Origin of the sequence: Haematobacter missouriensis, assembly GCF_000740775.1 — a bacterium.
GTDB lineage: Bacteria > Pseudomonadota > Alphaproteobacteria > Rhodobacterales > Rhodobacteraceae > Haematobacter > Haematobacter missouriensis.
The window spans coordinates 38,619-57,277 of sequence record NZ_JFGS01000015.1 but is presented as its reverse complement, the minus strand read 5'-3'; the positions used below and the strand labels follow the sequence as shown (position 1 = coordinate 57,277).

18 protein-coding genes are annotated in these 18,659 nt (G+C 65.0%); 8 read left to right on the top strand and 10 right to left on the bottom strand.

Going from position 1 to position 18,659, the window contains the following annotated elements; translation table 11 throughout:
• Positions 1 to 123: 123 nt before the first annotated feature.
• Complete coding sequence (locus CG51_RS19155; protein WP_051930404.1) at positions 124 to 555, bottom strand: VPLPA-CTERM sorting domain-containing protein; 432 nt, start codon at positions 553 to 555, stop codon at positions 124 to 126.
• Positions 556 to 618: 63 nt separating this feature from the next.
• A complete protein-coding gene (locus tag CG51_RS19150; protein WP_051930402.1) occupies positions 619 to 819 on the bottom strand; it encodes a hypothetical protein in 201 nt (66 codons plus the stop codon).
• A gap of 282 nt (positions 820 to 1,101) precedes the next feature.
• Here CG51_RS19150 and accB point away from each other — a divergent pair, with 282 nt between their 5' ends.
• The 3 genes from accB to aat are packed head-to-tail and all read left to right on the top strand — an operon-like array spanning position 1,102 to position 3,599.
• On the top strand, positions 1,102 to 1,590 hold the full coding sequence (gene accB, locus CG51_RS10515; protein ID WP_035744719.1) for an acetyl-CoA carboxylase biotin carboxyl carrier protein: 489 nt from the start codon (positions 1,102 to 1,104) through the stop codon (positions 1,588 to 1,590).
• A 7-nt stretch (positions 1,591 to 1,597) separates the two neighbouring features.
• Positions 1,598 to 2,944, top strand: coding sequence for an acetyl-CoA carboxylase biotin carboxylase subunit (gene accC / locus CG51_RS10510; protein ID WP_035744718.1), 1,347 nt, complete (start codon positions 1,598 to 1,600; stop codon positions 2,942 to 2,944).
• On the top strand, positions 2,937 to 3,599 hold the full coding sequence (aat, locus tag CG51_RS10505; protein WP_088233515.1) for a leucyl/phenylalanyl-tRNA--protein transferase: 663 nt from the start codon (positions 2,937 to 2,939) through the stop codon (positions 3,597 to 3,599). The genes accC and aat overlap by 8 nt, the downstream gene beginning before the upstream one ends.
• 4 nt (positions 3,600 to 3,603) lie before the next feature.
• Here the strand turns inward: aat and CG51_RS10500 are convergent, their stop codons facing one another.
• The 4 genes from CG51_RS10500 to metG form a co-directional block, all read right to left on the bottom strand.
• Positions 3,604 to 3,879 (bottom strand): DUF2155 domain-containing protein, encoded by a 276-nt coding sequence (locus tag CG51_RS10500; RefSeq protein WP_233141259.1) that lies wholly within the window; start codon positions 3,877 to 3,879, stop codon positions 3,604 to 3,606.
• A gap of 89 nt (positions 3,880 to 3,968) precedes the next feature.
• A complete protein-coding gene (gene mlaD / locus CG51_RS10495) occupies positions 3,969 to 4,514 on the bottom strand; it encodes an outer membrane lipid asymmetry maintenance protein MlaD (protein ID WP_084695142.1) in 546 nt (181 codons plus the stop codon).
• Between the two features lie 4 nt (positions 4,515 to 4,518).
• Positions 4,519 to 4,893, bottom strand: coding sequence for an NADH:ubiquinone oxidoreductase subunit NDUFA12 (locus CG51_RS10490; protein WP_035744715.1), 375 nt, complete (start codon positions 4,891 to 4,893; stop codon positions 4,519 to 4,521).
• 76 nt (positions 4,894 to 4,969) lie between these two features.
• A complete protein-coding gene (metG, locus tag CG51_RS10485) occupies positions 4,970 to 6,688 on the bottom strand; it encodes a methionine--tRNA ligase (protein WP_035744713.1) in 1,719 nt (572 codons plus the stop codon).
• A gap of 185 nt (positions 6,689 to 6,873) precedes the next feature.
• Here metG and CG51_RS10480 point away from each other — a divergent pair, with 185 nt between their 5' ends.
• Positions 6,874 to 7,530 carry a TerC family protein gene (locus tag CG51_RS10480; RefSeq protein WP_035744711.1) on the top strand — a complete coding sequence of 219 codons (657 nt, stop codon included), beginning with the start codon at positions 6,874 to 6,876 and terminating at the stop codon, positions 7,528 to 7,530.
• Positions 7,531 to 7,971: 441 nt separating this feature from the next.
• On the opposite strand, the gene polA is transcribed toward CG51_RS10480, so the two are convergent.
• The 4 genes from polA to CG51_RS10460 all read right to left on the bottom strand — a co-directional run bounded on the left by polA (position 7,972) and on the right by CG51_RS10460 (position 12,285).
• Positions 7,972 to 10,773 (bottom strand): DNA polymerase I, encoded by a 2,802-nt coding sequence (polA, locus tag CG51_RS10475; protein WP_035744781.1) that lies wholly within the window; start codon positions 10,771 to 10,773, stop codon positions 7,972 to 7,974.
• 128 nt (positions 10,774 to 10,901) lie between these two features.
• The gene (locus CG51_RS10470) at positions 10,902 to 11,087 is read right to left on the bottom strand and encodes a zinc-finger domain-containing protein (protein ID WP_035708036.1); all 186 of its coding nucleotides are present in this window, start codon (positions 11,085 to 11,087) and stop codon (positions 10,902 to 10,904) included.
• A gap of 182 nt (positions 11,088 to 11,269) precedes the next feature.
• Positions 11,270 to 11,767 (bottom strand): DUF1203 domain-containing protein, encoded by a 498-nt coding sequence (locus CG51_RS10465; RefSeq protein WP_051930401.1) that lies wholly within the window; start codon positions 11,765 to 11,767, stop codon positions 11,270 to 11,272.
• A 137-nt stretch (positions 11,768 to 11,904) separates the two neighbouring features.
• Positions 11,905 to 12,285 (bottom strand): HIT domain-containing protein, encoded by a 381-nt coding sequence (locus CG51_RS10460; RefSeq protein WP_035744708.1) that lies wholly within the window; start codon positions 12,283 to 12,285, stop codon positions 11,905 to 11,907.
• 507 nt (positions 12,286 to 12,792) lie between these two features.
• Here CG51_RS10460 and CG51_RS10455 point away from each other — a divergent pair.
• From CG51_RS10455 to CG51_RS10440, 4 genes are all read left to right on the top strand, one after another.
• The gene (locus CG51_RS10455) at positions 12,793 to 13,971 is read left to right on the top strand and encodes an aminotransferase (RefSeq protein WP_035744705.1); all 1,179 of its coding nucleotides are present in this window, start codon (positions 12,793 to 12,795) and stop codon (positions 13,969 to 13,971) included.
• Positions 13,972 to 14,030: 59 nt separating this feature from the next.
• Complete coding sequence (locus CG51_RS10450) at positions 14,031 to 15,878, top strand: SurA N-terminal domain-containing protein (RefSeq protein ID WP_051930399.1); 1,848 nt, start codon at positions 14,031 to 14,033, stop codon at positions 15,876 to 15,878.
• 7 nt (positions 15,879 to 15,885) lie between these two features.
• Positions 15,886 to 17,397, top strand: coding sequence for an anthranilate synthase component I (trpE, locus tag CG51_RS10445; RefSeq protein WP_035744703.1), 1,512 nt, complete (start codon positions 15,886 to 15,888; stop codon positions 17,395 to 17,397).
• Between the two features lie 271 nt (positions 17,398 to 17,668).
• On the top strand, positions 17,669 to 18,619 hold the full coding sequence (locus tag CG51_RS10440; RefSeq protein ID WP_035744700.1) for an aldo/keto reductase: 951 nt from the start codon (positions 17,669 to 17,671) through the stop codon (positions 18,617 to 18,619).
• Positions 18,620 to 18,659: the final 40 nt, after the last annotated feature.

The following is an 18,659-nucleotide window of genomic DNA, read 5'->3' as shown; positions in this document are numbered from 1 at the left end:
TTTGGCTCAGTCCAAGTCGATTTCCCGAATCCACAGCCTGATCATGATACTGCGGGACATTTTCAGCCGCTTGCTGGAGGACGCGGCCCGTGTGGGCCGCGCCCCTTTTCCCCGGCTGCTCCCTCAGCGGCGGCGGAGCCGCAGACCGGCTGCCGTGGCGATACCGCCCACGAGCAGGAGACCCGCCGCAGGCAGCGGAACCGTAGCGGGCGGCGGGAGACTGCCCTCGTCAAGCAGCGCGTATTTCATCTGGCCTCCGGCGACCAGGTATTCCCCAAAACCGTCGCCCCAGAAGGAGACGGTTCCGAAGCTGCCGGTATCGTCAAAAGCCGCAACGAAGATCTCGCTGACGATGGAGCCACTTCCATCCTGTGACGGAAACTGTCCTTCGGACGGATCCAGCGCGCTTCCCACAAGGATCGGAGCGCCGCCATCAAACGAGATATAGAGGTTCGTCGGGAGGAAACAGCAGGTCGCCCAGTCGCCCACCTCGAAACCGAAGGCGTTGACCTTGTCCTTTAAGGTAAAGGTGATGCCGCTTCCGAAGGCACCCATTCCCGGCCCGGTTCCCTCCGGGCTGATGCCCAGCACCTCACCGGAGAGCGTGCCGTAAGTGGTTTAATAGAGCGTACCGCCATCATTCTTGGTGATGGTGTAGTCGCCCCTGTCGATACTGTCCGAGGCATAGGGCAGATCGTCGAGGACATCGTTCTTGACCATGCCATCCGCCGCCGCGACAGTTGCATCGAACTTCTGCTTACCCGCCTTGACCCCGTCATAAACCGTCAGGGTCGTGGCTTGTGCCATGAGGGTGGACATGGCGAGCACGAGGCGCCCATCAAAGCTAACTTCATGAAAATTCCCCAATAAAATAGGCTTTTCGATCAAAATTCGGAGCCGGCAGAAAGCAAAATCGCCTTCCTTTGCAAGATTAGCCATATTTTGACTTAAAGCCCAAGAAAATTGCTGCGGGCCTTTGCCCCGAAAGCGTGCATGGGCGCGCTTTCGCACCGCTACGATGCCCGCTTTAAACCGCGGGCCGTGTCGCATATAAGCGCGTCCAAAGGCCGAACGTCCTATCGCCGCACGAAGAGGAAGAGCATGACGAAATCCACGCGGGAGGCAGATGTCGCGTTCATCGAAGCGCTGGCAGAAATCCTGAACAAGAGCGACCTGGCGGAAATTGCCGTGAAACGCGACTATGGCGAGGATGACAGCCTCGACGTGCGCATCTCGCGACAATCGACGGTGACCTATGCGCCCGCCCCGCAGGCGTCGTTCGCGGCCCCGGTCGCAGTCGCGCCGGCCGCACCGATGGGGACCCCGGCGGCCGCGGTCGAGGATCCGGCCCAGCATCCGGGCGCCGTGACCTCCCCCATGGTCGGAACCGCCTACCTTCAGCCCGAGCCCGGCGCGCAGCCGTTCGTGACGATCGGCGCGCAGGTGCGCGAGGGGCAGACCGTCCTCATCATCGAGGCGATGAAGACCATGAACCATATTCCGGCGCCGCGGGCCGGGACGGTCAAGCGGATCCTCATCGAGGACGGCACCCCTGTCGAATACGGCGCGCCCCTCATGATCATCGAGTGAGGCGGGAATGTTCGAGAAGATCCTGATCGCCAACCGGGGTGAAATCGCCCTCCGCGTCGTACGCGCCTGTCAGGAGATGGGTATCCGCTCCGTCGCCGTGCACTCCACGGCGGATTCCGACGCGATGCATGTCCGCATGGCCGATGAGAGCGTCTGCATCGGGCCACCCCCTTCCTCTGAGAGCTATCTCTCGCCGCTCGCCATCATCTCCGCCTGCGAGATCACCGGGGCAGAGGCGATCCATCCCGGCTACGGCTTCCTGTCGGAGAACGCCAGCTTCGTGCAGATGGTGGAAGATCACGGCCTGACCTTCATCGGTCCGCGCGCCGAGCATATCCGCATCATGGGCGACAAGATCACCGCCAAGGAAACCATGCGCGCGCTCGGCGTGCCCTGCGTTCCCGGCTCCGACGGCGGCGTGCCGGATGTCGAAACCGCGAAGACCATCGCGCGGGAAATCGGTTACCCGGTCATCATCAAGGCAACCGCCGGAGGAGGCGGGCGCGGGATGAAGACCGCGCGGAGCGAGGGGGATCTCGAGATCGCCTTCCGCACCGCCCGCTCCGAGGCCAAGGTCGCCTTCGGCAACGACGAAGTCTATATCGAGAAATACCTCGAGAAGCCTCGTCACATCGAGATCCAGATTTTCGGCGACGGCAAGGGCCAGGCCGTGCATCTGGGGGAACGGGACTGCTCGCTCCAGCGCCGCCATCAGAAGGTGCTGGAGGAAGCCCCCGGCCCGGTGATCGACGCTGAAACCCGGGCGCGCATCGGGGCAATCTGCGCCGATGCGGTCGCAAAAATCGGCTACTCCGGCGCGGGCACCGTCGAGTTCCTCTACGAGAACGGCGAGTTCTTCTTCATCGAGATGAACACGCGGCTTCAGGTGGAGCATCCGGTCACGGAGGCGATCTTCGGTGTCGATCTGGTGCGTGAGCAGATCCGGGTGGCCTCCGGGATGCCGCTCTCCTTCGGGCAGGACGACCTGGTCATCAACGGCCACGCCATCGAGGTGCGGATCAACGCCGAGCGGCTGCCGAACTTCGCGCCCTGCCCCGGTCTCGTGAAGATGTTCCACGCACCCGGAGGTCTGGGCGTGCGGATGGATTCGGCGCTCTACAGCGGCTACAAGATCCCGCCCTATTACGACAGCCTCATCGGCAAGCTCATCGTGCACGGGCGCGACCGGGAGGAGGCGCTCGCGCGTCTGCGCCGGTCGCTGGGCGAGCTGATCGTGGACGGCGTGGATACCACGGTGCCGCTCTTCTACGACCTGATAGGCGAGCCGGACATTCAGGCCGGGAACTACGACATACACTGGCTCGAACGCTGGCTGGCGCAGGCCTATGCCTGAACGGGGAGCGGCAGACACCGAGGTGCTGCCGCTCGCGCCGGAGCTTCTGCTCCGTGCCTACGCCGCTGGCCTGTTTCCCATGGCAGACAGCCGTGAGGCGACGGAGCTGCGCTGGATAGACCCTCCGCTTCGGGGGGTCTTTTCGCTCCACGACTTCCACATTTCCCGGTCACTGGCGCGCCGTATCCGCAGCGGCCGTTTTCACGTGACCGCGGACCGCGCCTTCACCGCGGTGATGGAAGGATGCGCCGATCGTGAGGAAACTTGGATCAACGCCCAGATCATGTCGCTCTACGGCGCATTGCACCGCGCGGGCCACGCCCATTCCATAGAGGTGTGGGAGGGGGAGATGCTGGTCGGCGGGGTTTATGGCGTGACACTGGGGGCCGCGTTCTTTGGCGAGAGCATGTTCTCCCGCCGGACGGATGCCTCCAAGGTCGCGCTGGCCTATCTGGTGGACCGCTTGCGCGCCGGCGGTTACATCCTGTTCGACACGCAGTTCCTGACGGCCCATCTCGCCAGTCTCGGTGCCATCGAAATCCCGCGCGCCGCCTATCTGAAGCAGTTGCAAGATGCGATCATCGAGGACGCGAGCTTCGAGGCACCCGGAGATATCCCCGCGCCGGAGGTTCTACTCTCCCGTCAGACGCAATGAGCCGTCAGTTCGTGCAGCGGAGTATCCATACGTCGTAGCGGGAACTTTCCAGCGCGGAGAGCGCCGGGCTGTCGGCGATCATCCAGCCAGTGAAGACCGGACCGCTTGTCTGAAGCGAATCGACGATTGTCAGATGCGCGTACGCATTGGAAGCGGGGTCTGCGCTGGGATAGCGACATTCGTCGAGCGTGATGGAAAGCCGCCCTTCTGTCTTCGTTTCGCCGCGATGAAGCGGAACGTCCCGTGTCTCGCCGGAAACCTTGTCGAGCCAGCGAACCATGCCTCCCGCCGCGGAAGACACGGAAGCAGCCCCGGCGGTACCTGCCGAAATCGCAAGCAGAGCCGCCGCCAGGAGCGCGCGCCCGCCCGTCATTGCCCCGCAGGCGCCGGAGCGGGCTCTGTTGCGACAGGAGGGGGAGCCTCTGTCGGGGAATGTTCCCCGGCTTCACCGCCACCGCTCAGCGCATCGCTGGCGGAGCCGCCGACAAACTTCATGAGCAGCGAAATAAGGCTCACCGACCCCTGCGTATCGACGATCTCATCGCCCGCGGCGAGGTTCATCGGCATCCCGCCCGGCACCAGTTCCATGAAGTTGCCGCCGAGCAGCCCTTCGGATGACACGAGCAGCGCCGTATCCTGCGGGAGTTCCAGCCCATTCTGCACGGAGATGGTCATATCCGCGAAGTAGGTCTGCGGGTTCAGTGCAAGACCGGTGACGGACCCCACGCGGACGCCCGCGAGCCGCACATCGGTCCCGACGGCAATACCCTCGGCCGAGCGGAAGCTCGCATGCAGATCATAACTACCGCCCGCCCGATGCAGGCCGATTGTGCCAGAAGAATACAGCAGGAAACCCGCTGCGACGACAAGAACAAGTCCGCCAACCAGAACTTCGGAGATCTTCGTTTCCGCCATCTGTCTACTCCGGCTGCCACGCCTCATAATCCCGCCGTTCGGCAGGTTCGGGCCGCAGCAGCGATCCCGGCGGCACATAGGCGAGCGGCGTGCCGGTCAGATTCTCCTGATGCGGCTTTTCCCATGTCTTGCGAGCAAGCGGCGCCTGTTCGGGGGTCTTATCCCAGGTGTGGTGCAGCCAGCCATGCCAGTCAGGGCTGATGCGGGAGGCCTCTGCCTCACCGTTGTAGATCACCCAGCGACGGCTGCCGTCCTTGTTGCGGTAGAACACGTTGCCCTGATCGTCCTCACCGACACGGATGCCGTTACGCCAGGTGAAGACCTGCGTTCCGATGGTCTGGCCATTCCACCAGGTCAGCACACGTTTGAGAAAGTCCATCCGTCCCTCCGGGCCTTGCCTGCCCTGATATGGCCCATCCCCGCCACGACGTCCAGTCGTGACGGAACGGGGAACCTCAACTCCGCGTGCCGGAGAAGCGGCGTTCCCAGTCCTCGCGGTCTTCATCCGCGATCTTGCTGAACAGCACGTCCGGCACCTCGAAGGCATGTCCGGGTTTCAGCTGCGACAGCGCCTCCGCCAGATCATCGGGCCATACGCCCTCCATCGTGCGGAGCGAGGCCAGCATCCGAGCCGAGGTGTCGGGAATGAACGGCGCGGAAATGACGGCATAGACCCGGATGAGGTTCAGCGCGAGCCGGGTGATCGCCGCCGCGCGCTCCGGGTCCGTCTTGACGGCAGTCCAAGGCGCGGCCGATTGCAGATACTCGTTGCCGGCCACCCAGATGGCGCGCAGCTCGGAGGAAGCCTTGCGGATCTCCATCTGCTCCATGAATGTCTCATAGGCACGAAGCCGGGTGGTGAGTTCGGCGATCAACGCCTCCTCCTGCGGGCCCCAGCCACCGCCGTCCGGCAATGCCTCTCCGAACTTGGAGCGGCAGAACTTCGTGACACGGGACACGAGGTTGCCCAGCACATCGGCCAGATCCTTATTCACGCTCGCCTGAAAATTCTCCCAAGTGAATTCGCTGTCGGAATTCTCCGGTGCATGGCTGAGCAGCCACCAGCGCCAGTAGTCGGCAGGCAAGATCGACAGTGCCTGATCCATGAACACGCCGCGGCCCTGGCTGGTGGAGAACTGGCCACCGTCATAGTTCAGGTAGTTGAACGACTTGATGTAATCGACAAGCCGCCACGGCTCGCCCGACCCCATGATCGTCGCGGGGAACGACAGGGTGTGGAAGGGTACGTTGTCCTTGCCCATGAACTGGAAGTAGGTGACGTCATCGCCTCCCTCGTCCAGCCGCCACCAGCGGCGCCAGGCGCTGTCGGGCAGGCCCTGCGCATCGGCCCATTCCGCCGTCGCGGCGATATATTCGATGGGCGCGTCGAACCACACGTAGAAGACCTTGCCCTCCATCCCCGGCCAGTCCTGCTCGCCCCGCTTCACCGGCACGCCCCAGCTCAGGTCGCGGGTAATGCCGCGGTCCTGCAACCCGTCGCCATCGTTCAGCCATTTCTTCGCGATGGAGGTGGTCAGGATCGGCCAGTCCGTCTTGGAATCGATCCACTCCTCCAGCCGGTCGCGCATCAGCGACTGGCGAAGGTAAAGGTGTTTCGTTTCCCGCACTTCCAGGTTGGTTGAACCAGAGATGGCGGAGCGCGGGTTTATCAGGTCGGTGGGATCGAGCTGCTTGGTGCAGTTCTCGCACTGGTCGCCCCGCGCCCGGTCATAGCCACAGTTCGGGCAGGTGCCCTCGATATAGCGGTCGGGCAGGAAGCGGTTGTCATCGATGGAGAACACCTGCCGCTCCGCGACTTCGGCGATCATGCCGTTGTCGGCGAGCTTCCCGGCGAAATGCTGGGTAAGCTTGCGGTTGCGCTCGGAGGACGACCGCCCGAAGTGATCGAAGGACAGCCGGAACCCTGCAGCAAGCTCCTTCTGCACCTCGTGCATTTCCGCGCAGTACTCTTCCACGGGCTTGCCTGCCTTGGCAGCGGCCAGTTCGGCGGGCGTACCGTGTTCATCCGTCGCGCAGATGAACATGACCTCATGCCCCCGCGCCCGCATGTAGCGCGCAAACAGGTCGGCGGGCAGCTGCGAGCCCACCAGATTGCCCAGATGCTTGATCCCGTTGATGTAGGGGATTGCAGAGGTGATGAGAATACGGGCCATGCGCGTCTTTCCTGTCGGGCCTGCCAGATTGCCTGCCGCTATGCTTGCCGGTCTGCGCCCCCTTTACCGCAGGCTCCCTTCCTCCGCCAGCGGTCAGGCGCGAAGGGATTGCGGAGGGGAGGGATGGGGCCTATGGGATGAAATGTCGCAGGTCATCGTCCGCCGCATGTCACAAAGGAGGTGCAATGGACTTTCTCTCCTCCAGCCTCGCGGTACTGTTTCAGGTGATCGCCATCGACCTCGTGCTCGCGGGGGACAACGCGGTGGTCATCGGACTGGCGGCCGCCGGTCTCCCCGCTGATCAGCGGCGCAAGGCGATCTTCATCGGTATCATCGCGGCCACGGTCCTCAGGGTGATCCTCGCGACGGTGACAACGCAACTTCTGGAAGTGGTGGGGCTGATCCTCGTCGGAGGGATCCTGCTCCTCTGGGTCTGCTGGAAGATGTATCGCGAACTCCGCACACCGGAAGAACACGAGATCGCCGCGCATGAGGCGCTCGGCGATGCGGACCTGACGGGTGAAGGTCAGGTGGGCGAGCGCGCTCCGCGCAAGACACTGGGGCAGGCCGTGCGGCAGATCGTGATCGCCGACGTTTCAATGTCGCTCGACAATGTGCTGGCGGTCGCGGGGGCCGCGCGGGAGCATCCGGGACTGCTCGCCCTCGGACTGGTGTTCTCGGTGGCGTTGATGGGGTTTGCGACGTCGTTGGTGGCGCGGCTGCTGCACCGCTACCGCTGGATCGGCTATGTCGGACTGCTCATCATCCTCTATATCGCGCTCGACATGATCTATCGCGGGGCGATGGATGTCTGGGCCGTGGCTGAAACGGCCGGCGTCTGACAGGCTGCAGAAAAGCCCTGAAGGGCCATGTCCCTGTTCAGGAAGCCGGGCGATCGGCCTCCCGGAAGGTGTGGATTTCCGGCTGGATTTCCGCAGATCGCACATGATTTCCGCTCCGGCCCGGCAGCCTCCCAAGCGTGCGTCGCCGGGGGCGCGCGGGAGCGCCCTGATGGCACCATCATTCCGCGATGACCGGAGGCGATCCGTGAACGGCTGCGGAAAGCAACATCCGGGGTTGCCCCTGGGCGGAAATCTTTCCCACATCGTTGAAGAGCACCCCGGAAACCGCAAGTTCTGGCTCATGACCGAACCGATTTTCCAGCTTTTGGCGTAAGCAGGGATAGATGCCTGACTTTTTCGCCGCCTGCTGGACAATCCCAGACATGTGAGGGCGGGCCCGGACATGTGAGGGCGGGAGCGCCCGCCCCTTCGCCCTCGCGCTCAGTGCGCCTCCGCCCAGTTGTCGCCCCAGCCCGCATCCACGACCAGCGGCACGGAAAGCTCGACGGCAGGGAGCGCCGCGCCCTCCATCACCGCACGAACGCGCCCGATCAGTTCCTCCACGGCGCGATCCTCCACCTCGAACACCAGTTCGTCATGCACCTGAAGAAGCATCTTCGCAGGCAGATCTGCGATGGTCTGCGGCACACGGATCATGGCGCGGCGGATCACATCGGCGGCGGTGCCCTGAATGGGCGCGTTGATTGCCGCGCGGCGGGCGAAACCTGCCGTCGGCCCCTTGGCGTTGATCTCCGGCGTATGGATCTTGCGACCGAAGAGCGTACGGACGAATCCGTGCTTCTTCGCGAATTCGATCGTGCCGTTCATATACCCCCGGATGCCGGGAAACCGCTCGAAATAGGTATCTATGAAGCGCTGCGCCTGATCGCGGGGAATGCGCAGGTTCCGGGCGAGGCCGAATCCAGAAATCCCGTATATCACCCCGAAGTTGATGGCCTTCGCCTGCCGCCGGACCATCGGGTCCATGCCTTCGATCGGCACCCCAAACATTTCCGAGGCGGTCATCGCGTGGATGTCCAGCCCTTCGTCGAAGGCGCTGCGCAGTTCCGGGATCTCTGCCACGTGGGCAAGAATGCGAAGCTCGATCTGGCTGTAGTCGAGGGAGACGAGCTTGCAGCCCGGCTGAGCCACGAAGGCCTCGCGGATGCGCCGTCCCTCCTCCGTCCGCACGGGGATGTTCTGAAGGTTCGGATCGGTGGAGGCAAGCCGCCCGGTGTTCGCCCCGGCGATGGAGTAACTGGTGTGCACCCGGCCCGTCTCCGGATGAATATGGGCCTGAAGCGCGTCCGTATAGGTCGATTTCAGCTTGGAGAGCTGGCGCCAGTCCAGCACCCGTGCGGGCAGGTCATGGCCTTCCGCGGCCAGATCCTCAAGGATGTCCGCCCCCGTTCCATAGGCACCATTCTTGCCCTTGGAGCCGCCCGCAAGGCTCATGCGCTCGAACAGGATCTCGCCCAGCTGCTTCGGAGAGCCAACGTTGAACGGCTCCCCGGCAAGCTCATGGATCTCCGCTTCCAGCCCCGCCATCTTCTGCGCGAAAGCGTTGGACATGCGCGAGAGCGCGTCTCGGTTGACGAGGATCCCCGCCATTTCCATCCCAGCCAGCACCGGGACGAGCGGGCGCTCCAGCGTCTCATAGACCGTGGTCACCCGCGCCCTGTGCAACTGCGGCTTGAACCTCCGCCAGAGCCGGAATGTGACATCCGCATCCTCGGCGGCGTATTTCACCGCCTCCGCGACCGGCACGCGGTCAAAGGTGATCTGACTCTTGCCCGAACCGATCAGCGACTTGATCGGGATGCACTGATGCTGAAGATAGGTGTCCGCCAGCACATCCATGCCGTGATTGTGCAACCCGGAATTCATCGCATAGGACATCAGCATCGTGTCGTCGATGGGGGCCGCATCGATGCCGTAGCGGCGCAGGATCTTCAGGTCGTATTTCACGTTCTGGCCGATCTTGAGGATCGCGGCATCCTCCAGCACGGGCCGGAGCGCATCGATCACCATGTCCAGTGGAAGCTGGCCTTCCGCCAGATCGGAACCACCGAACAGGTCGCCCTCCCCCACCCGGTGGGACAGCGGGATATAGGCCGCGCGACCCGGCGCGGTAGCAAGCGATATGCCGACCAGCTCGGCCCGCATCTCGTCAAGCGAGGTGGTTTCCGTGTCAAAGGCCACAAGTCCCGTGTCGCGAATCTCGGCGATCCACGCCTCCAGCGTGTCCATGTCCCGGATCCATGTGTAATCCGCGAGCGTGAAGGGTGGCTCCTCCATCGCCTCCACCGGCTCCTCATCGGCGGGCGGTACGTCGGAGACCGCGGGCGGCAGTATGCCCTTCCGGTCAGCGATGCGCTTCGTCAGCGTGCGAAGCTCCATGCGGGCGAGGAAGTCCATCAGAACCTCCGCCTCCGGCTCCTGCACTTCCAGCGTCGCCAGATCGCAGTCGAGCGGCATGTCGCAATGCAGCTCCACCAGCCTGCGGGAGATACGGATCTGCTCCGCGTTGTTCAGCAGCGTCTCGCGCCGCTTCGGCTGCTTGATCTCGCCCGCCCGCTCCAGCAGCGTCTCCACATCGCCATATTCCTGGATGAGCATCGCCGCGGTCTTGATGCCGATGCCGGGCGCGCCGGGGATGTTGTCCACCGAGTCGCCCGCCAGCGCCTGCACATCCACCACCTTGGCGGGAGGAACCCCGAATTTCTCCTCCACCTCCTCCGGCCCGATGCGACGGTTCTTCATCGCGTCGAGCATCTCCACCCCGTCGCCGACGAGCTGCATCAGATCCTTGTCGGAGGAGATGATGGTGACCCGTCCGCCCGCATCGCGTGCTCGGCAGGCGAGGGTGGCGATGATGTCGTCGGCCTCGTATTCCTCGATCTCGATGCAGGGAATGCCGAAGGCGCGGACCGCTTCGCGGGTGAGCGGGAATTGCGGGCGCAGATCCTCCGGGAGTTCCGGGCGGTTCGCCTTGTAGAGCGGGTAGATGTCGTTGCGGAAGGTCTTGGAGGAATAGTCGAAGATCACCGCAAGATGCGTTGCCGCATCGGCGGAGTTGCTGTTGCCGTCCACATATTTGAACAGCATGTTGCAAAAACCCGCGACCGCACCGATCGGGAGACCGTCCGACTTCCGGGTCAGCGGCGGCAAGGCATGATAAGCGCGAAAGATGAAGGCGGAACCGTCGATCAGGTGCAGGTGATGCCCCTTGCCGAAGGGCATCGCCCCCGTGCCGCCTGCCGTATCGTCCTTCGCCATATCCGCCTCCATCGCCATCAGGCCGCCCTTTTACTCCGGCGGGCGGCGGGATGCGAGGGCCGGCGGAACCGGCGTCATGCCTGCCGGGCCGGTCAGTGCGCGTCGGGCACCGCGTTCGGGTCGAGCACGAAGCGCTTGTCGCAGTAGCCGCATTCGACCCAGCCCGGCTCCTCCGGGATCGTCAGCCATACCCGCGGATGACCGAGCGCGCCTTCGCCACCGTCGCAGGCGATGCGGCGGGAATGGACGATTTCCGTTTCGGGGGCTTCGATGGTCATGCCTTGGCTCCGCTCGTGGCTCAAACTGGTCGGCTCAGCAGGTGCTGCTTATCTGCCTCACCCCTGCCCAGCAAGGGGGCGCGCGGCAGGGTTGCGGTTCAGGATAGCCGCGCATCCCGCCTGCGGGCAAGCGGCGCATCGCGCTTGCCGTGATGCGCGGACCTTTCCGAAGGGGCGGCGCATCAGGAACTGCGGCCTGCCTCCTCCGGCAATGGCTGCTCCGCCCGGTCGATCCGAAGCTGGTAGCAGTTGTTGCGGGCCGAACGCACGTGCAGATAGGCAACCGCCTCATCCGAGAGAAGCTCTGTCGCCCGCAGGGTCAGGCTGGAGGTGGCGACGACCCGTCCCGTTCCATAGACGATGCGATGATCGGCGCCGTAGCCGCGCAGGATATAGTCGGGGGAGGACAGGATCTCCGGCAGTGCCCCGCTATCGGGCGCCCGCTCGCACGCGGCACAAAGGAAGATCGGTCCGGTTTCCGCATAGGGCTGCAGCGCCGGAAAAGGCCGCCATGCCAACGTCAGGTAATCGCGTCCCACCGGAATGTGGCGCAGACAGTGGCGGCAGGGCAGCGCGGGCTCCGTCGCGCAACGAAGCTCGGGCGGCAGATCATAGGCATCCCGCCCGCCCTTACGCAGACGGGTGACCTCAAGGCCGGGAAGCGCGGAAAACAGGATCATGGCAGGCTCCTTTTTCAGGCATCATCGCCTGTCCGGTAACGGGCCTGCCACCCGGATCCTGCGCAAAGCTCCGCCGATTCGCGCTAGGCCGGAGAGCCGTCAACATGCTGCCGGCGCGCCAGAACCCGGCGAAGGCCTCAGTCCCGGGGGAGCATCCGCCCCAGCTGCCGTCCGCCCAGAATATGCACGTGAAGATGGGGCACTTCCTGATGGCCATGCTCCCCGGCATTGGTGATCGCGCGGAAGCCCATGCCGCCGTCCTTGGTCTCGACCTTTGTCATCTCGCAGACCTTCCCGATGGTGCGGTTGAAATCGAGAATCTCCGCATCAGAGGCTTCCTGCGTGAAATGATCGAGGCTCGCGTACGGCCCTTTCGGGATCACCAGCACATGTACCGGAGCCTGCGGCTGGATATCCGCAAAGGCAAGTGTGTGTTCGGTTTCCAGCACCGTCTTGTTCGGGATTTCTCCCCGAAGAATCTTCGCAAAGATGTTCTGGTCGTCGTAAGCGTAGCCCACTGCCGTCTCCTGCCCTGGTGTCGCGACTCGCCGTCTGCCTAGCATGGCCCGCGCGGGTAAGTCAGCCCGGTCGATCGACCTGACGGGAACCGTATGCCGATCCCTCGGTCGGAGCAGACGCAAGGAGGTGCGGCGCGGATTCGAAATCGGGGGTCGCCCCCCGCGGCACCGAAGCTCCACCCGGATCGGGTGGAGGCGAATCCTGCCCCGTTGGCGCCATCCAGCGCAACCCGAAGCAAGAACGTTCGCCTGTAATCACTTGTCCGGAGCCGCGGCACGGCCCATGGCAGTGCATCGGTCCGGCCGAATTTCTTTCTGCCTAAGGGCCCTGGCGGCCTCCGGGCCAACTGGCTCGCGTACAGGTGGTTCGCCGGCACGTCGGCCGCTCACAAGGCGCATTCCGGCCACCGCACCGGTCCCCGCAGCGGGCATTGCCTGCCGGACAGGTGCGCTTGCGTGCGGGGCGCATCGGGCGCTACATCCTACCGCGCATCTGACGGAGCCCCTATGTCCCTCCCCCTGAATCCCCGCATGGCCACCACCTTCCCTCCCCCGGTGATGGAGGCCCGTCGCTGGCTCTCCGGCGTGGAGTTCCCGCCGGACCGTCCGCTCATCAACGTGAGTCAGGCGGCCCCGGTGGAGCCGCCGCCGGAGCCGCTCCGCCGCGCCATCGCAGAGGCAGCGCTGAACGATCCCGCCGCCCATCTCTACGGTCCGGTGCTCGGCATGCCGGAGTTGCGCGAGGAGATCGCGACGCAGTGGTCCGCCGCCTATGGCGGAGAGATCCGGCCCGCACATGTCGCCATCACGCAGGGCTGCAATCAGGCGTTCACCGCCATCATGTCCACGCTCGCGGGCGAAGGGGACGAGGTGATCCTGCCGACGCCGTGGTATTTCAACCACAAGATGTGGCTTGACATGCAGGGCGTCGCTGCCGTGCCACTCGCGACCGGCCCGGGACTGATCCCGGAAGTCGAAGCCGCGGCGCGGCTCATCACCCCCCGGACGCGCGCCATCGTGCTCGTCTCGCCCAACAATCCGGGCGGGGCGGAGTATCCGCCCGAAACCGTCCGCGCCTTCTTCGAGCTTGCGCGGGCGCGGGGCATCGCGCTGGTGCTGGACGAGACCTACCGGGACTTCGACGCCCGCTCCGGCGCGCCGCACGACCTGTTCGCCGATCCCGACTGGCACGACACACTCATCCACCTCTACTCCTTCTCCAAGGCATACCGCCTGACCGGCCACCGCGTCGGCGCGATCGTCGCGTCGGAGCGGCAGTTGGCGGAGGCGGAGAAGTTTCTTGACACCGTGGCCATCTGCGCGGGCCAACTCGGGCAGCGCGGCGCGCTCTGGGGCATGCGGAACCTCGGGCAGTGGGTCGCGGGCGAGCGGGCGGAGATCCTCGACCGTCGCGCCGCAATCGTGGAAGGCTTCCCGCGGCTGGAGGGGTGGAAGCTTCTGGGCTGCGGCGCCTATTTCGCCTACGTCGAGCATCCTTTCACCTTACCCTCCGATCAGGCGGCCCAGCGGCTGGTGCGGGAAGCGGGCGTATTGCTGCTGCCGGGCACGATGTTCATGCCCGAAGGTGATGCCGCCGGCGCACGCGCCTTCCGCATCGCCTTCGCCAATATCGACCGCGCGGGTATCGGCGAGTTGTTCGGACGGTTGTCGCAGGTTGCCATGTGATGCTTGCCCGGCCCCGTTCCGTGCCGTAGGAAGCCCCGGACCAGCAGAGGGATCCGCGCATGGCCAAGTTTCGGAGCAAGGGGGCAAACGTCACCATCTGGGTGCTGATGGGGCTGCTCATCTTCGGTCTGGGCGGGTTCGGCGTCACCAATTTCGGCGGCGGGGCTACAGCTGTCGCCACGGTGAACGGGCGTGACGTGACCGCCAACGACTATGCCCGCGCGCTGGAGCAGCAACTCCGCACCTTCTCCGCCCAGTCAGGCCGGGCGCTTACCCTGCGGGATGCGCAGGCCATGGGTCTGGACGCGGCAGTGCGCAACCAGCTCGTCGGGCGGGCGCTCATTGATGCGGAGCTGGAGCGGATCGGCCTTTCCGCCGGAGATCAGGAAGTTCAGCGGCAGGTGCTCGCCATCTCCGCCTTCCACGGTCTGGACGGCAAGTTCGACCGGCGCGCCTATGCCGAAGGTCTGCGCCGTGCCGGCTACACGGAGGCCGAGTTTGAACGCACGCTCCGCTACGACGCCGCCCGCGGCGTATTGCAGACGGCGATCGCCAGCGGCGTGGCTGAGCCGGGCACTTTCGCGGACACCCTTGTGCGTTATCTGGCGGAGACCCGCTCCGCCACGCATGTCACGCTGACCGAAGCGAACCTTTCCACGCCGGTGCCTGAGCCGGGAGAGGCCGAGCTCACCGCATGGTATGACGCGCACAAGGATCTCTACACGCTGCCCGAAGCGCGGCGCATCAGCTACGCTTGGGTAACGCCCGATACCCTCGCCCCGACGGTCGAGGTGGCTGACGCCGCACTTCGGAGCGCCTATGACCAGCGGCAGGAGGAGTTCGTCCAGCCCGAACGGCGGCTGGTCGAGCGCATGGTCTTCGGCTCGGAGGCGGAGGCTCAGGATGCCAAGGCGCGCCTCGACGCCGGACAGATCACGCGGGACGGACTGCTCGCGGAACGCCGCATCACGGCGGCGGACATCGACCTTGGCGATGTGTCGGAGGCTGAACTGGGCGCTGCGGGGGCAGAGGTGTTCGCGCTGTCGGCTCCCGGCGTGGTCGGACCGCTGCCCTCGGATTTCGGCCCGGCGCTCTACTGGATGAACGGCATTCTCGAAGCCCAGAACATCACCTTCGACGAGGCGCGGGACCAGCTTCGCGGCGAAGTCGCCGTGGAGGAGGCCCGCCGCCAGATCACGGCAGACACCCCGAAGTTCGACGATCTGATCGCCGGCGGCGCGACGGTGGAGGAGCTGTCCCGCGACACGATCATGGAAGAAGGGCATATCGACTTCCGCCCCGATTCGGAGGACGGCCCCGCCGCCTACCCGGAGTTCCGTGACGCGGCCCGCACCGTGCAGAAAAACGACTTCCCCCGCCTGATCCAGCTTTCCGATGGCGGTCTCGCCGTGCTGCGGCTGGATGAGATTCTGCCACCGCAGGCGATCCCCTTTGCCGAGGTGCGGGATCGTGTGGCGGCGGACTGGCGTCACGATGCCGTTCAGAAGGCGTTGGAGGCAGAGGCTGCAACACTGGAAAGCCGTCTCGCCGCTGGCGAGGCGATCACCGCGCTTGGCCACCCCGCCGCAAAGGTAGAGGCGCTCCGTCGCGATTCGGTGGTTGAAGGCACCCCCGCCGGCTTCACCGAGGCTGTGTTTGCCCTGCAACCCGGCGCCCGGCAGACGGTGAAGAGCGACGGGATGATTTCCCTTGTGCAGCTCGACAGCGTGACCCCTCCGGATGCCAGCGATCCCGATGTGCTCGCGCTGCATGACGGCTTGGCCCAGCAGGGCGGGCAGTCGCTGTCGCAGGACATGTTCGACTATTTCTCCACCGCATTGCACGCGGACGCGAAGATCAGTTTCAATCAGGCTGTCATCAACTCCGTGCATTCCCGCTTCCCGTGAGGCAGACGTGGCGCTTATCCCCTCCTTCGACGCTTTCGAGGCCGGCTGGAACGCCGGCCGCAATCAACTCGTCTATACCCGGCTCGCCGCGGATCTGGACACGCCGGTCTCCTTGATGCTGAAGCTCGCCGAGGCGCGAGCCGACAGCTTCCTGCTGGAATCCGTGACCGGGGGCGAGGTTCGTGGCCGGTTCTCCGTCATCGGGATGAAGCCTGACCTGATCTGGGATTGCCGGGGAGAGGAAAGCCGCATCAACCGGCAGACGCGCTTCGACCCGGCCGCCTTCGAGGATCTGCCCGGCTCCCCCCTGGAAACGCTGCGCACGCTTATCGAGGAATCGCGGGTGGAGATGCCCGCCGACCTCCCCGCGATCGCCTGCGGCCTGTTCGGCTATCTGGGCTACGACATGATCCGGCTGGTGGAGAAGCTCGGCACCCCCGGCCCGGACCCGATCGGCGCTCCGGATGCGGTCATGATCCGCCCCTCCGTCATTGCCGTTCTGGATGGGGTGAAGGGAGAGGTGACGCTCGTCTCGCCCGCATGGGTCTCCTCCGGGCTGAGCGCGCGGGCCGCCTATGCGCAGGCAGCAGAGCGGGTGATGGACGCGCTCCGCGACCTCGACCGCAGCGTGGAGGGTGACAACCGGGTATTGCACGAGACGGCCCCCGTGGGCGAACCCCGCTCCAACTTCACCAAGGAGGGCTACAAGGCCGCCGTGGAGAAGGCCAAGGAATACATCCGTGCGGGCGACATCTTTCAGGTAGTGCCGGCGCAGCGCTGGACGCAGGATTTCCGCCTGCCGCCCTTTGCGCTTTACCGGAGCCTGCGGCGCACCAACCCCTCGCCCTTCATGTTCTTCTTCAACTTCGGCGGTTTCCAGATCATCGGCGCCAGCCCGGAGATACTCGTCCGTCTCCGGGATGGGGAGGTGACCGTCCGCCCCATCGCCGGCACCCGCCCCCGTGGTGCCACGCCGGAGGAGGATCGCGCGCTCGAAGCCGACCTGCTTGCCGACCCGAAGGAGCGGGCGGAGCATCTGATGCTGCTCGACCTTGGTCGGAACGACGTGGGTCGCGTGGCGCGGGTGGGCACTGTCCATCCGACGGAAAAGTTCACCATAGAGCGCTACAGCCACGTCATGCACATCGTTTCCAACGTGGTGGGCCAGCTGGCGGAAGGTCAGGATGCGCTTTCCGCCCTTCTGGCAGGCCTGCCTGCGGGCACGGTCTCCGGCGCGCCGAAGGTCCGGGCGATGCAGATCATCGACGAACTGGAGCCCGAAAAGCGCGGCGTCTATGGCGGCGGTGTCGGTTATTTCTCTGCCAATGGCGAGATGGACATGTGCATCGCGCTCCGCACCGGAGTGTTGAAGGACCAGAAGCTCTACGTTCAGGCGGGGGGCGGCGTGGTCTTCGACAGCGACCCGGAGTCCGAATGGATGGAGACGGTGAACAAATCGCGCGCGCTCCGTCGCGCGGCGGAGGATGCGGGGCTTTTCGTCCGCCGCGGCAACGGCTGACAGCGCGGGTGTAAAGACGGCGGTTCCGCCGGAATCCTGCGGGCTCCCGCCGTTGCTGCGTACATGCGATTCTCCCGGATAACTGCCGCTGGATCTGGATAATGCCGAAGGGCGAGCAGGAGCGTGAGGAGCCTCTTCCCCCGCTCCGTCCGCCATCCTGTGGCATCACCCGATAACGGCGGCGCTCCTATTCACGGCGGAACCAGCGCTAGGGGGTGGATCTCCGTCTGCCTTGCGTGTCTGCTGTGGGGGATCAAGGAAAGGACATCCCATGCAGACCAGACCGCTCGGCCGGACCGGCATCGATATCGCGCCGCTCGTTTTCGGTGGCAACGTTTTCGGCTGGACCATCGACGAGGCGCAGAGCTTCCGCGTTCTCGATGCCTTCGTGGATCATGGTTTCAACGCCATCGACACCGCCGATGTCTATTCCCGCTGGGCCGAGGGCAATCAGGGCGGTGAATCGGAGACGATTATCGGCCGCTGGCTTCAGACCCGCCCCGGCTTGCGCGACAGGGTGAAGATCTTCACCAAGGTCGGCTCCGACATGGGCAAGCCCGGCCACAAGGGGCTTAGCGCGGCTTGGATCATGGAGGCGGTGGAGGATTCGCTCCGCCGATTGCAGGTGGAGCGAATCGACCTCTACTTCTCACACTTTCCCGATTCGACTCCGCATGAAGAGACACTTGAAGCGTATTCCCGCCTGCTGAAAGCGGGCAAGATCGGAGCCATCGGCTGTTCCAACTTCGATGCGGGTCAGCTCCGGGCCGCGCTGGACGTGGCTGCGGCGGAAGGTCTGCCGCGTTATGGCGTACTTCAACCGGAATATAACCTCTATGATCGGGAGAAGTTTGACGGCCCGCTCCGTGATCTCTGCATTGCAGAGGATATCGGCGTGGTCTGCTACTATGCGCTCGCCTCCGGTTTCCTAAGCGGCAAATATCGCAACGAGGCCGACCTTGGGCAGAGCGCGCGCGGCGGCAAGGCCAAGGGCTATCTCACACCCAAGGGGCTGCGTATTCTCGACGCGCTGGACCGCGTGGCGGAGTCCCATGGTGCGCAACCGGCGGAGATTGCGCTCGCCTGGCTGATCGCGCGGAAAGGCATCACCGCCCCCATCGCCTCCGCAACGCGTGAGGAGCAGGTCACCAGCTTCGCCCGCGCGGTGATGATCGACCTGAAGCCGGAGGAAGTCGAGCTGCTCACCCGCGCTGGGGAGTGATCCTCGCCGCATCCCTTCCGCAACTGCCACTGCGCCGCAT